The 13,612-nt window shown below is 67.8% G+C and carries 13 protein-coding genes; 4 read left to right on the top strand and 9 right to left on the bottom strand.

Going from position 1 to position 13,612, the window contains the following annotated elements; all coding sequences use genetic code 11:
- Nucleotides 1-40: 40 nt before the first annotated feature.
- Together fabG and ACIBH2_RS21835 are read right to left on the bottom strand one after the other, a co-directional pair.
- Nucleotides 41-787, bottom strand: a complete 747-nt coding sequence (gene fabG / locus ACIBH2_RS21840) for a 3-oxoacyl-ACP reductase FabG (protein ID WP_397120098.1) — start codon at nt 785-787, stop codon at nt 41-43.
- A 13-nt stretch (nt 788-800) separates the two neighbouring features.
- Nucleotides 801-1,952 (bottom strand): acyl-CoA dehydrogenase family protein, encoded by a 1,152-nt coding sequence (locus ACIBH2_RS21835; protein ID WP_397120096.1) that lies wholly within the window; start codon nt 1,950-1,952, stop codon nt 801-803.
- Between the two features lie 85 nt (nt 1,953-2,037).
- On the opposite strand from ACIBH2_RS21835, the gene ACIBH2_RS21830 reads away from it, so the two are divergent.
- Nucleotides 2,038-2,676, top strand: coding sequence for a TetR/AcrR family transcriptional regulator (locus tag ACIBH2_RS21830; protein WP_397120094.1), 639 nt, complete (start codon nt 2,038-2,040; stop codon nt 2,674-2,676).
- On the opposite strand, the gene ACIBH2_RS21825 is transcribed toward ACIBH2_RS21830, so the two are convergent.
- From ACIBH2_RS21825 to cysD, 6 genes are all read right to left on the bottom strand, one after another.
- Nucleotides 2,677-4,020 carry a TIGR03118 family protein gene (locus tag ACIBH2_RS21825; RefSeq protein WP_397120092.1) on the bottom strand — a complete coding sequence of 448 codons (1,344 nt, stop codon included), beginning with the start codon at nt 4,018-4,020 and terminating at the stop codon, nt 2,677-2,679.
- Nucleotides 4,021-4,106: 86 nt separating this feature from the next.
- Nucleotides 4,107-5,243, bottom strand: coding sequence for a sulfotransferase family protein (locus ACIBH2_RS21820; protein WP_397120090.1), 1,137 nt, complete (start codon nt 5,241-5,243; stop codon nt 4,107-4,109).
- A 21-nt stretch (nt 5,244-5,264) separates the two neighbouring features.
- The gene (locus ACIBH2_RS21815) at nt 5,265-6,050 is read right to left on the bottom strand and encodes an SDR family oxidoreductase (RefSeq protein ID WP_397120088.1); all 786 of its coding nucleotides are present in this window, start codon (nt 6,048-6,050) and stop codon (nt 5,265-5,267) included.
- A 30-nt stretch (nt 6,051-6,080) separates the two neighbouring features.
- On the bottom strand, nt 6,081-7,292 hold the full coding sequence (locus ACIBH2_RS21810) for a hypothetical protein (protein WP_397120086.1): 1,212 nt from the start codon (nt 7,290-7,292) through the stop codon (nt 6,081-6,083).
- Nucleotides 7,292-9,145 carry an adenylyl-sulfate kinase gene (cysC, locus tag ACIBH2_RS21805; RefSeq protein ID WP_397120084.1) on the bottom strand — a complete coding sequence of 618 codons (1,854 nt, stop codon included), beginning with the start codon at nt 9,143-9,145 and terminating at the stop codon, nt 7,292-7,294. Before cysC ends, ACIBH2_RS21810 begins: the two co-directional genes overlap by 1 nt.
- Complete coding sequence (cysD, locus tag ACIBH2_RS21800) at nt 9,145-10,050, bottom strand: sulfate adenylyltransferase subunit CysD (protein WP_397120082.1); 906 nt, start codon at nt 10,048-10,050, stop codon at nt 9,145-9,147. Before cysD ends, cysC begins: the two co-directional genes overlap by 1 nt.
- A 179-nt stretch (nt 10,051-10,229) precedes the next feature.
- Between cysD and ACIBH2_RS21795 the strand changes: the two genes are divergently transcribed.
- Entirely contained in the window at nt 10,230-11,099 is an 870-nt protein-coding gene (locus ACIBH2_RS21795) for a helix-turn-helix domain-containing protein (protein ID WP_397120080.1), read from the top strand.
- 175 nt (nt 11,100-11,274) lie between these two features.
- Nucleotides 11,275-11,835: an NUDIX domain-containing protein gene (locus ACIBH2_RS21790; RefSeq protein ID WP_397120078.1), complete on the top strand. Its 561-nt coding sequence runs from the start codon at nt 11,275-11,277 to the stop codon at nt 11,833-11,835.
- A gap of 93 nt (nt 11,836-11,928) precedes the next feature.
- On the opposite strand, the gene ACIBH2_RS21785 is transcribed toward ACIBH2_RS21790, so the two are convergent.
- Entirely contained in the window at nt 11,929-12,465 is a 537-nt protein-coding gene (locus ACIBH2_RS21785; RefSeq protein WP_397120076.1) for a YceI family protein, read from the bottom strand.
- Between the two features lie 93 nt (nt 12,466-12,558).
- Between ACIBH2_RS21785 and ACIBH2_RS21780 the strand changes: the two genes are divergently transcribed.
- Entirely contained in the window at nt 12,559-13,386 is an 828-nt protein-coding gene (locus ACIBH2_RS21780; protein ID WP_397120074.1) for a helix-turn-helix transcriptional regulator, read from the top strand.
- Nucleotides 13,387-13,612: the final 226 nt, after the last annotated feature.

The following is a 13,612-nucleotide window of genomic DNA, read 5'->3' as shown; positions in this document are numbered from 1 at the left end:
GTTCTCGTCTCACAGTCGGCGTCCTCGACGATCATCGCGCCTAGAGGCGGCGTCCGCCGTCGACGTAGAGGGTCTGGCCGGTGACGAAGGCGGCATTGTCGGAGGCGAGGAAGGCCACCACATTGGCGATATCGGCGGGGGTGCCGACGCGGCGCAGCGGGGTGATCTCGGCGGTCTTGGCCTGGAGTTCCTCGGCGCTCATACCCATGCGGGCGGCGGTGGCGGCGGTCATCTCGGTGGCGATGAAGCCGGGGGCGACGGCATTGACGTTGATGCCGAAGGGGCCGAGTTCCATGGCGAGAGTGCGGGTCAGGCCCTGGATGCCCGCCTTGGCGGCGGCGTAGTTGGCCTGGCCGCGATTGCCGAGGGCGGAGACGCTGGAGGTGTTCACGATCTTGCCGGAGCGCTGCGGCACCATATGGCGTTGCGCGGCACGCGAACACAGGAAGGCCCCGCGCAGGTGCACGCCCATGACGGTGTCCCACTCGTCCACCGACATCTTGAACAGCAGATTGTCGCGCAGCACACCGGCATTGTTGACCAGGATGTCGAGCGAGCCGAGTTCGGCGGCGGCGCGGTCGACGGCGGCGTCGACCTGGGCCTCGTCGGTGACGTCGCAGCCGAGGGCAAGGGCCTTGCCTCCGACGTCGGCGATCGCGTCGACCGTTGCGGCGCAGGCGTTCTCGTCGATATCGACCACGGCGACGGTCGCGCCGTCGGCGGCCAGCCGCAGGGCGGTGGCCGCGCCGATGCCGCGGGCCGCGCCGGTCACGAAGGCGACGGTCATGGGGATCTCCTTGTCAGGCAATGGCGTTCACGCCGGTGAGGGCTCGGCCGATGAGCAGTTTCTGAATCTGGCTGGTGCCCTCGTAGAGGGTGAGCACGCGGGCGTCGCGCAGGTACTTCGAGACCGGGTACTCGTCGATGTAGCCGTAGCCGCCGAAGACCTGAATGGCGTTGTTGGCGGCCTTGACCGCGGCCTCGCTGGCGAAGAGTTTCGCGACCGACGCCTCGGTGCCGAACGGTTTGCCGCGATCCACGAGATCGGCTACGCGCCAGGCCAACAGCCGCGCGGCGTCGACCTCGACGGCGATATCGGCGAGCAGCTCCTGGACCAGCTGGTAGGAGGCGATCGGCTTGCCGAACTGCTCGCGCTCCTGGGCGTAGCGCACCGACGCCTCCAGGCAGGCCCGCGCCACGCCGACGCATCCGGCGGCCACGCCCATGCGGCCTTTGTCCAAGGCCCCCATGGCGATTCGGAAACCTTTGCCCTCCTCGCCGAGGCGCGCGGAATCCGGTACCCGGACCTGGCCGAGGACCAGTTCGGCGGTGGCCTGGCCACGCAGTCCGAGCTTGCCCTTGATCTCGGTGCGGGTGAATCCCGGTGTGTCCGTGGGCACCAGGAAGGCGGTGACACCCTTCGGCCCCGGTCCGCCGGTGCGCGCGAAGACGATCGCGATATCGGCCCAGGTGCCATTGGTGATGAAGATCTTGGTGCCCGAGAGCAGCCAGTCGTCGCCGTCGCGCACGGCCCTGGTGGTCAGATTCGCGGCGTCGGAGCCGGTGCCCGGTTCGGTGAGGGCGAAACAGCCGAGCGCCTGCCCGGCGCACAGCCGCGGCAGCCAGGCTCGTTTCTGCTCCTCGCTGCCGTAGGACTTGATCGATTTGGCGACCAGGCCCAGCGAGACCGAGACGATGCCGCGCACCGCGCTGTCGCCGCGCCCGAGCTCCTCCAGCAGCAGGCAGTAGGCCAGGGCGTCGCCGCCGGACCCGCCGTACTCCTCCGGTATCTCGATCCCGAGGAACCCCATCTCGCCGAGCTTGCCGACGATCGCCCGGTCCACGGCCTCCGCGCGATCCCACGCGGTGGCATGCGGCACGACTTCCTTGTCCACCCAGGCCCGGGCCACATCGCGCAGCTCACGATGCGATTCGCCGAGTTCGAAATCCATCTCACTCCTAACCGAACAGTGTTAGGTTCTACGCCGCAGACGTTAATCTAACGGCGTTCGGTTTTTCAAGGGAAGGGTGGTCGTGATGGCCAGGCCCAGGGTGCCGCTGCTGAGTCGGGAGCGGATTCGCGAAGCGGCCCTGACGCTCGTCGACCGCGACGGGCTGGGCGAGCTCTCCATGCGCAAGCTGGCGGCGGAGTTGGGGGTGCGGGCGGCCTCGCTGTACGGGCACTATCCGACGAAGGACGATCTGCTCGACGATATCGCCCGGGGGATCATGGCGCGGGTGGATACCTCGGCGTTCGAGGGCGGCGAGTGGCGGCACGGGCTCATGGAGTGGGCGCGGTCCTATCGCGCGGCGCTGGTGCGGCATCCGAATTTCGTGCCCTACTTGGCTTCCGGCCCCGGCGAGCGCGAGGAGAATCTGCGCGCGGCCGATGCCGTGCACGGGGGGCTGGTCGGGGCGGGGTGGCCGCCCCGCGAGGCGACGATGATCGGCGCGGCCACCCGGTATCTGGTCATGGGCGCGACGATCGGCTCGTTCTCCCGAGGGTTCGTGGACGATATGCGGGTCTACCGGGACCGCTACCCACATTTGGAGCAGGCGCATCTGTTGCGCGCCAAGGCCGACGAAATCGATGCCGAGAGCTTCGAGTTGGCCCTCGTCTCCTTCCTCGACGGCCTGAGCCTGCGCTATCAGGCCCTCGAACAGCGCACCCCGTAGCTACTTCAGTCGGATGCTGCCGAACAGGCCGTCCACCTCGTCCTCCGGACCGGCCGTGAAGTACAGCGCGTTCGCGTCGCCGAGGCTCTCACCATTGCCGAACATCAAGGCCCACAGGCCCTCGATCTCGATGGGTTCGCCGATCGTATTGCGGACGTAGTCCACGAACGCGCCGCTCTGGTCGTCGAAGGCCAGAATGCGGCCGGTGCCACCGAAATTGCCGATGAGCAGTTTGCCCGACAGCGGACCGAATCCCTCGGGGGCTACGGTCACCGCCCACGGCGCGTTGAATCGGTCGTCGCCGTCGAGGGTGCGCACCAGCGTGCCATTGGCGTCGAATTCGGCGACCTTGCCTTTGCCGGGGCGGAAGTCGGCGTCGCGTTCGGCGGCGGCGTCGGCCGAATCCTCTTCGCCCGCATCGAGTTTGGCGGCGTCCTCCGGGTCGGCCTTGGTGGTGGCGTAGGCGACGAACACCCGATTGCCGATGGTGCTCACATTGAACGGTGCCGGATCACCGGCCCGCACCTGCTTGCCTTTGGCGGGGTCCGCCGGGTCGACGGGCTCGCCGGTGGCGAAGGGGTTGGCGAAACCGGTGGTGGGCACCAACTTCCACGCCTTGTCGAAGGTCCGGATCTGCGGGGCCGCCCCGAAATCGGCGGCCAGCAGTTTGTCACCGGCCGGGTTCAGGGCGATGCCGAAGAACTGCATCCCCTGATCGGCTCCGTCGAAGACCAGCTTCGCCGGGCCGTCCTCGCGCACGATGGCGCCGCCCGCGCCCTGTTCGGTCCAGGCGGAGATCTTGCCGGAATCGGTGGCGAAGATGAAACGCGAAGAGCCGCTGAGCTTCTGCTCGACGCCGCCCACGGTCACCGGCTGATCGCGCACCGCGAAGAAGTCCGAGGTGAGCGGCGCCGGGTTGAACACCACGCCGGTGGTCTTGCCGATGCTCTCGTCGGAGGTGTCGGAGTCCGCGCCGGGGACGGTGACGAGTTTCAGCTGGTCCTGGAACAGCGGCTGTAGCTTGGGATCCGGGGAGGCGGTGACATCGCCGACGAATTGGAACGACATACCGCCCGCGCCCACCCAGAAGTGCCCGCCCGCGCCCTTGGGGCGATTGGCCAGACCCCAGGCGTTCACCATGTCGGGGAAGGTGAACTGGGCGTGGTAGCTGGCCTTGGTGGCGGCCAGGTTGGTCTGGGCGTAGGTATTGCCCGCGAGCGCGGCGACATCCTCGGTGTCGGTGGCGCCGCCGCAGCCCGCCGCGACCAGCAGGGCCGCGCCGCACGCCGCGAGTCGCAGTGATCGCGTGCGCACCGGCGCCGTGCCGTTCCAGCCTCGGTTCATCCGTCGTCCTTCCAGCTCTACGCCCATTCACGACGAATCGGGTGTTAGGTGACGCTAACCATAGCTGGAAGGTTTTCCGATCAGTGTCAGGTCAGCGAAAAGTGGGACCTGACCTGCGATTCGGTGAGGCCGTAATCCTCCAGCGAGTAGGTGTGCGTCGGTTTGCGGTCCCCGGATTTGCTCTCCTCGTCGAGGGCGAGCATGGCGGCGCGGGCGGCGTCGGTGAATTCGATGCCGAAGGCCTTGTAGATGCTCTCGATGGTGCCGATCGGGTCAGCGCGCAGATCCTCGAACTGGATGTCCACGAACTGCTCGGCGCGGTAGCGCGCCCGCGATTCGGTGAAGGTCCGCAGCCCGCGCGACCACAGCTCCAGCTGTGATTCACCGATCTTGTCCCGGGTGAAGGAGTTCGACCAGCCGCGGGCGGCGTGCTCGGTCAGGCTGCACGATGAGCCGACAATGGTGACCGGGTCGCGGTGGGTCTGAATGATGAGCGCGTCAGGGTAGACCTTCATGAGCGCGTCCAGGGCGAACAGGTGGCTGGGGTTCTTCATGACCCAGCGCCGGTGGTCACCTAGGCCGATGAGTTGCAGGTTCTTACGGTGTCGCACATAGGCATTGGTCCAATCCTGCTGCCGCAGCCACCGCGAATACGTGGGCAGGTAGGCCAGGCTCTCGTAGGAGATGGACTTCACCGTCTGGCGCAGCAGCTGCCAGCACTCCTCCACATCGGCGGCGCTCATGTAGTGCACGCCCATGAATTCCGGATTCTCGATGCGGTGCTGCGCGAATCCGGCGTCGATCTGCTGGTAGACGGGGTTGTCGGCCCAGGTCTCGCGCGGCGGGCGGGGCTGCGGGAATTCGGCGAGCCACATTTCCAGGGCTTGGTGCTGCGGGTCGGCGGCGAGCAGGCGGTGCAGCGCGGTGGTGCCGGTGCGCGGCAGGCCGGTGACGAAAATCGGGCGGGTGACCGGGGTTTCGGCGTAGGTGGGATTGGCCTGCCAGGCGGCTTCGCTGAGGGCTCGTGCCACCAGTGCGCCGCGCAGGAAGTAGCGGCTCATCTTGCTGCCGAGTTCGGTGAGGTCGGCATCGCGCTGGTAGGACTCCAGCAGCACGCCGAGGGCCTCGGTGTAGTCGTCGGGCCCGAAATCGGTGAGGCCGCAGACCTTGGTGGCGGAGGCGTGCAGATCCTCGACCGTGCCCACGCCGGTACGTCCGCTCATTGCTGTTGACTCCTTGAAAGCTCAGATGTGGTATTCGCCGCAGTTGACGTCGAGGGTCTGGCCGGTGATGGCATTGGCCCACGGGGACGCCAGAAAGACCACGGCACGGGCGATTTCGTCGGGTTCGGGCAGTCGCTTGAGATCCGACTTCGACGCGGTCTGCTCGTAGACCTGGTCCACGGTGATGCCGTACTTCTTGGCGATCTCGCCGAAGTACCACTTCAGCTGGTCGTTCCAGATGTAGCCGGGCGCAACGGTGTTCACCCGCACGCCCTTGGGTCCGAGTTCGGTGGCGAGGGTCTGGGACATGGCGAGCAGCGCGGATTTGGCGACTTTGTAACTGCCGTACCGGGGTTCGGAGTGCCGCAGCACCGCCGAGTTGATCATGACGACCGCGCCCTTGGCTTCGGCGAGGGCGTCGGTGAACGCGTGGGTCATGCGCAGATTGCCGAGCACGGTGAGATCCAGGCTCTCGGTGATCTGCTGGAAGTCGGTGCGCGCCAACGGTTTCATGGACGGCACCGAGAAGGCGTTGTTCACCAGCGCGTCCACGCGGCCGAAGTGCTCGAGGGTGCGGTGCACCAGATTCGCGACCGCGTCGTCATCGGTGATGTCGGTGGGTACGCACAGTGTTTCCCCGCCCGCCGCCTCGATCTCGGCGGCGACCTCCTTCAGGCGCGATTCGGTGCGTGCGGCGAGGACGACTTTCGCTCCGGCGGCGGCGGATTCGGTGCAGATGGAGCGGCCCAGGCCCGGGCCGACACCGCTGACCACGACGACCTTGTCGGCCAGCAACGGGTTGTTCATGAGGTGATTCCTTGCTTCGAGAGGGTGGGGTCAGCCGAGCAGGCGGTCGGCGAAGGCGCGTTGGCGCGCGGCGATGCGCTCGCGCCAGCGCGCCTCGTCGATGCGGTTGTGCTCGTAGTGCGGCAGGCGCTCGGACACCTTGTCGAAGGGCACGAGTTCGGCGACGGGGCCTTGGTCGGGGGTGATGGGCTGATCGACGCGCTGCCAACGGAATTGGAGAATGCCGTGGGAGCGGCCGGTGGTCTCGACCCAGTTGGTGATGCCCGGATTCCTGGCCGACACCACGAGGCGAATCAGTCCGTCCGGATCCACCTGGGCCTGTGCGTGATTGAGGCTGGTCTGGTGGTTCACGTAGTCGAGGGAGATGTACCACATGCTGCCCAGCTGGAAGCCCATGTACGGGGCCTGGGAGACCGGCACGGTGATGATGAGCGCCTGATCGTCGGCCAGGTCGTAGTGGCCGACCGAGGAGTACTGGGTGCTGAGTCCGCCCGGGGTGAGCCGGGGTTCGGTGAGGGTGTTGACGGGCAGGTCCAGGTAGAACCATTTGGGGAAGTTGAACCAGGTGTGCAGGCGTGAGAGCAGCATCTTCCCGGCGGCGCGGTAGCGCTTGCGCAGCTGTGCCACATCGGGTTCGGCGGGTGCGGTGCCGATGGTGTCGACGCGTTCGATGCGAATGCGGCTGCCCTTGCGTTCGGTGGCCCAGTCGCCGTAGACCTCGCGCACGGCGAGCATGGACGCGCCTTCGCCGAGGACGAAGTAGTTGGGGCCCGGATTCTGCTTGGCGGGACCGAATCTCAGCTCGTAGCTGCCGTCCTCGGCGATATCGAGGCGGCGGTCGTCGAAGGCGTCGTCGCCATTGGGGACGTTGGTGGCGGTGTAATCGCCTTTGAGCACTTGGAAACTCAGGTCGACGGTGCTGCCGCGCACACCGGTCACCACGTACTCGGCGTCGGACTCGATATTCGCGTGGTAGTAGAGGGTGTCCGGGTTGTCCAGGCCCATTTTGGCGTACGGGCCGGTGGAGGTCACGAAGTACGGGTGCGTGGTGCCGTGCGCGCCGGACAGGCGCAGGCAGGCGGAGACGCTCGCGGCGAGGTAGTCGTAGCCCTCGGCGAGATCGGCCTGGGTGCGGATGAACGGTGCTGCGGCAATGAGCTTCTCGGCCTCGGCGACGGCGGCCAGGAAGGGTTCGGTCAGGGGTAGCGCGGCCTGTTCGTAGCCGGTGTCACGAGTGTTCATCAGTGGTCAGCGATTCCTAGCGCTCGGCGGATATGGGCGGCGATATCGGTGGGGGTGCCGTCGGCGGGGGTGACGACCAGGTCGGCGCGCTCGGGGCGTTCGTAGGGTGAGTCGATGCCGGTGAACTGGCGGATCTCACCCGCGCGGGCGCGGGCGTAGAGGCCCTTGGGATCTCGGGTTTCGCAGGTCTCCAAGGGGGTGTCGACGAAGACTTCGTGGAACGGAAGGTCCTTGGCCTGGTGGATCTTTCGGGCATTGTCGCGTTCGGCGGCGAAGGGGCTGATGAGCGAGACGATGGCGACGGTGCCGGAATCGGCCATGAGCGCGGCGATTTCGGCGACGCGGCGAATGTTCTCGCGGCGTTCGTCGTCGCCGAAGCCGAGATCGCCATTGATGCCGTGGCGCAGATTGTCGCCGTCCAGCAGGTAGGCGGGGCGGCCCGCCTCGATGAGCTGGCGCTCCAATTCCACCGCGATGGTGGACTTTCCGGAACCGGACAGGCCCGTGAGCCAGACGGTGCCGCCCTGGGAGAGCCGTTCCGATCGGTCGACCGCCGAGCGGTGCCAGGTGATGTCGCCGCGCCGCGTCGGGGTTTTGACCGGGGTGCGGCCGGTGATCATGCCCGCGGCGACGGTTTGGTCGGTGTGCTCGTCGATGAGGATGAAGCTGCCGGTGGCGCGGTTGTCGCGGTAGGGGTCGAACATGATCGGCTGCCTGCTGCGCAGGGTGAGGCGGCCGATGTCGTTGAGCGCCAAGTGGTCCGCGTCGGCGACACGGTGCAGGGTGTTCACGTCCAGGCGGTAGTCCAGGGCGCTCACCTGAACCTGCGACGTCTGAGTGGCGGTGCGCACCGCGTACCGGTCGCCCGGGCGCAGCTGGGTGGTGTCGGAGAACCAGCACACCATGGCGTCGAGTTCGCGGCCCTGATGCGGCTGGTTGCCGGGGCGGGCGAGCATATCGCCGCGGCCGACGTCGATATCGTCGTCGAGGGTGAGCGAGACGGCCATGCCCGCGACGGCCTCGTCGACCTTGCTGCCGCCGGGACCCCAGATATGGGTGACGCGGGTGGTGCGCCCCGAGGGCAGCACGGCGATCTCGTCGCCGGGTTTGAAGACCCCGCCCGCGATGGTGCCCGCGTAGCTGCGCTGCCGGTCGCCGTGCGGCCGAATGACGTACTGGATGGGCAGGCGCGCGTCGATGAGATTGCGGTCCGAGGCGATGTGCACATCCTCGAGGTGGGCCAGTAGCGGCGGTCCCGGGAACCAGGGGGTGTGCTGGGAGGGTTCGACCACATTGTCGCCGTGCAGAGCCGACAGCGGCAGGAAACTGAGGTCGCGGACATCGAGTTTGGTGGCGAAATCGGCGAACTCCTCACGGATTTCGTCGAAGCGGGCACGGGACCAGTCGACGAGATCCATTTTGTTCACGCACAGCACCAGGTGGCCGACGCCGAGCAGCGACGAGAGGAAGGCGTGTCGCCGGGTCTGCTCGGAGACGCCCTTGCGCGCGTCCACCAGGATCAGCGCCAGGTCGGCGGTGGACGCGCCGGTGACCATATTGCGGGTGTACTGCACATGCCCCGGGGTGTCCGCGATGACGAATTTCCTACGCGGCGTGGCGAAGTAGCGGTAGGCGACGTCGATGGTGATGCCCTGCTCGCGTTCGGCGCGCAGACCGTCGGTGACCAACGACAGATCCGGGGCGGCGTCGCCGCGGGCGGTGCTGAACTTCTCGATGGCCGAGAGTTGGTCGGTGAACAGGGCTTTGGAGTCGTAGAGCAGGCGGCCGATGAGGGTCGACTTGCCGTCGTCAACACTGCCCGCCGTGGCCAGGCGTAAGAGATTGCGACGCATCAGAAGTAGCCCTCTCGCTTGCGATCCTCCATGCCGGAGTCGGAGATTCGGTCGTCGGCGCGGGTGGCGCCGCGTTCGGTGAGGCGGGTGACCGCGGTTTCGGCGATCACCTGCGCCGGGGTGGCGGCGGTGGATTCGACACAGCCGGTGCAGGTGGCGTCGCCGACGGTGCGGAAGCGCACGGTGGTCTCGTAGCGCTGTTCGCCGGGGCGCGGGGTGAGGAATCTGTTGTCCGCCAAGAGCATTCCGTCGCGTTCCAGGACGGTGCGGCGGTGCGCGTAGTACAGCGAGGGCAGCTCCACGGCCGCCTGGTCGATGTACTCCCAGATATCGAGTTCGGTCCAGTTCGACAGGGGGAACACGCGAATGTGCTCGCCCTTGCGGTGGCGGCCGTTGTAGAGATTCCAGACCTCCGGGCGCTGGGCCCGTGGATCCCACGCGCCGAATTCGTCGCGGAAGCTGAACACCCGCTCCTTGGCGCGCGCCTTCTCCTCGTCGCGGCGAGCTCCGCCGAACACCGCGTCGAACCGGTGTTCGCCGATGGCGCGCAGCAAAGTGGTGGTCTGCAACCGATTTCGCGTCTCCCCCGGCCGCTCCACCACGCGCCCGGCGTCGATATCGTCCTGCACCCTCGCCACCAGCAGCCGCGCGCCGAGCCGCTCGGCCGTGCGGTCGCGGAAGTCGATCACCTCGTCGAAGTTGTGCCCGGTGTCGATGTGCAGCAGCGGAAACGGCAGCGGCGCGGGCCAGAACGCCCGCCGCGCCAACTCCAGCATGACCGCCGAATCCTTACCGCCCGAGAACAGCAGTACCGGCCGCTCGAAGGTGGCCGCGACCTCTCGGATGATGTGCACCGATTCGGCCTCGAGCGCTGTCAGGTGCGACAGCTCGTATCCCGTGGGCATCGTCACTCACTCGCCGCGTCGAACCCGATCCCGAGTTGCGTTGTCGAATATTCGACGCTATTGTTCGATAATGTGACACCGACGATAGGCGTGCCCGCCCCCGCCGGTCAATACCCCGATGCGCGTTCCCCTGCCGCAGGGCTGGTCCCGCGCGTCATCACCGCCCGCTAGGAGTGCACGTGCCCGATACCGCGATCGAGTCGACTTCCGGTGGTGCGGCCTCACCGCCTACGCATCGGGTGGTGCAGGTCGTCGATCTGCTCTCGCGTCGACCGATGGAGCATCTGTCGCTCGCGGCGATCGTTCGCGCCACCGGGATGTCGCGGGCGACGGCGCATGCGGTGTTGACGCAACTGTGCGCGGACGGGTGGACGTTGCGGGACGAGAACGGGAACTACAGCCTGGGGTTGGAGCTCATCACCGTGGCCCGGCGGGCCGAACCCGCCTTTCCGCTGCGTCGCCGCGCGCTGGAGCCGATGCGCAAACTGGCGGCGCAGCACGGCATTCCGGTGTTCCTGGCCGAACGCGAGGCCGACGCCATCCTCATCACCGAGGTCGTCGGCACGCCGTCGATCCCGTGGATTCGGGTGGGCCGCCGCCTGTCGCTCTCCCCGCCGGTCTGCCGCGAATTCATCGCCTGGGCGCCGGAACCGGCCCGCACCGCCTGGATCGAATCGGCCGACGCCGCCCACCGCCCGCGCCTGACCGCGGTACTCGACGCCATTCGCACCCGCGGCTACGCCGTGGAACGCCTCGCCGACGACTCCGCCCCCATGCTCGAAGCCCTGACGGCGCTACGCCACTCCCCCGTCACCGACCCGCTGCGCCACCGCCTCAACGCCATGATCACCGACCTGATCACCATCGACTATCTGCCGAACGAACTCACCGACCACAACGCCGTCGTCTCGGTCTCCGCCCCGATCTTCACCGACACCCGGGTGACCGCCTCCCTCGTGGCCTGCCCCGACACCAACCTCACCGCCGCCCACCTGGAATCCCTCGCCGCCGACACCATCAGCGCCGCCACCAGCGTGGCCCCCGCCTGAACCGGCACCGGCCTGAGTGCGCACCACCCCACGGCAACGGTTCCGCATCCCCTCGCCGAAAAGCGCGCACCCAGACCGGTTCTCGACTGCCGGGCAGTGCAGTCGCCACCCAGCCAACGCCGAAATCCCCACCGGGAGGAGCCCCAGGAACCTGGGGCACTGGCAGGATCGCCTCATGGAGACGATCGATTCCCGCGAGGTCTACGCGAACCCCTGGATGACGGTCCGGGAGGACCGCATTCGCCGCGCCGACGGCAGCACCGGTATCTACGGGGTCGTCGACAAGGTGAACTACGTCGTGATCGTCCCCTGGGACGGTGCCCGCTTCCACCTGGTCGAGCAGTTCAGATACCCGCTCCAGCAACGCAGTTGGGAATTTCCCGGCGGCGCCCTACCTCCCGCCCCAGACGGAACGCCCACCGACGGCGACCCCCTCGACATCGCACACCGCGAACTCCGCGAGGAAACCGGCCTACGGGCCGCGACCATGATTCCCCTCGGCGAACTCGCCCCGGCCCCCGCCACCTGTAGCCAGCGCGGACGGTTCTTCCTCGCCACCGATCTGACGCCCGGCGCACACGAAAGGGAAGTGGAGGAGCAGGACATGCGCTCGGCGTGGTTCACGCGGGGCGAGTTGGAGTCGATGATCGCGTCGGGCGTGATTGTCGATGCCGATACGGTTGCGGCTTATATGTTGTTGCTGCTGCAGGAGAAGGGCTCGTCGTTGGGGCGGTGAGCTGGGGGTATTGGCCTGAGCGGTCGAAAATCGGTGCCACGACGCGATTTCTGGCTGCTCGGTGCGATTTGTGACCGCTCAGGCCAATGGGGGCTACCCCTTCGGCTCGATGAGCTGGATGTCGAGTTCGATGGCGACCTTGTCGCTGATCATGGCCGACGGGATGGCGGTGGCTACGCCGAAGCCGGTGCGCTTGATGGAACCCGTTGCGGTGAAACCGATGTGGATGTCACCGGTGGGTGCGGTCTGACGGCCGCCCCATTCGACGTCGAGGGTGACCGGCTGGGTGATGCCGCCGAGGGTCACCTCGCCGTCCACCTGGAAGTCCTCGGCGACGCGGACGTCGGCGGCCTTGAAGGTGAGCGTGGGGCGGTTGGCCACGTCGAGGAGGTCGGCGGCGCGGGCATGGGCGTCGCGGTCCGGATTGCCGGTGTCGAAGGAGTCGAGGTGGATGGTGGCGGCGATCTGGGCCGTGCCCGAGGCGTCGACCACGAATTCGGTCTCGAAGCGGTTGAAGCGGCCGCGGACCTTGGAGATGCCCAGGTGACGGACGGTGAAGTTGACTGCGGAGTGGGCGGTGTCGAGGGCCCAGGAGCCGGGGGCGAGGGTGGTCTGCGTCGAAGTCGTCATACCGAAAACGGTAAGCGGACCACGGTCCGGTAGCCATGCCGTCTTGATCCTGGCACTGACAGGGCGGGGATAACGGTCCGGGCACGAGGCATCATGGACAGCGTGGGACAGTCCGAATTCGCCGCGTTTCTGGTGGCGCGCCGCGCGCAGTTGCAGCCCGAGGACGTGGGTTTGCCGCCCGGTCGCCGCCGCCGGACACCGGGCCTGCGCCGCGAGGAGGTGGCGGCCTTGGCGGGCGTGAGCGTGGACTATCTGGCGCGCCTGGAACAGGGCCGCGACACCAACCCCTCCACCAGCATTCTGCACGGTCTCGCCGAGGCATTGCGGCTCAACGACGCCGAGCGCCACCACTTCGCCAAGCTCGCCCTGGGCATGGAACCCGCGGGCTGCCCCATTACCGGCCGCGAGTACGAGCACGTCACCGACACCGTCCGCGCGGTCATCGACTCCCTGCACCCCACACCGGCTTTCGTGGTCGGCCGCCGCCTCAATATCCTCGCCTCCAATGCCTCCTGGGACGATTTCGCCACTCCCCTGGGCCTGCTGGACGAGGTAGCCGACGCCAACCTCGCCCAGTACCTGTTCGCGCATCCGAAAGCACCGGCGCGCATCAGCAATTGGCCGCAGGTGGCCGATGCCTACATCTCCTCACTGCGCGCCTCCCAGACCCAGTGGGCCGACGACCGCGCCTTGGACGCGCTCATCGAAGCGCTGCAACAGTTTCCGGAGTTCGCCACCCGCTGGCAAGCCCACCGAGTCGGCCCCCACCGCTCCGGCGCCATGCGCATCCGCCACCCACTCCGCGGCGAGGTGGAGGTGGAGTTCGAAACCATGAACCCCTCCCCCGACCAGAGCGTCATGGTGTGGTTCGTCGACCGCCGCCAAACCCACGCGCCCGGACTACGACTCGTCAACGAGTAGCCCCGAGCGCAGACCCCCGCAGCCCGCACCCACCGCCCCGGACGGCCCTGCCGCCTCACCCCACCCGACCAGCGGCTTCCCCGCCGCCTCACCCCACCCGACCAGCGGCTTCCCCGTCTCTTCGGGGACGATCAGCGACGCCCGCGCCCGCACGCGTCACGCGCGATGAGCAACTTTCCGCACCACTTCGCGTAGTCAGCGGCGTCTCGCCCCTGTGCGACCAACG

Origin of the sequence: Nocardia sp. NPDC050406, assembly GCF_044459025.1 — a bacterium.
Taxonomy (GTDB): Bacteria; Actinomycetota; Actinomycetes; order Mycobacteriales; family Mycobacteriaceae; genus Nocardia.
The sequence above is the reverse complement of the archived record's forward strand: the minus strand, read 5'-3'. Positions and strand labels throughout refer to the sequence as shown.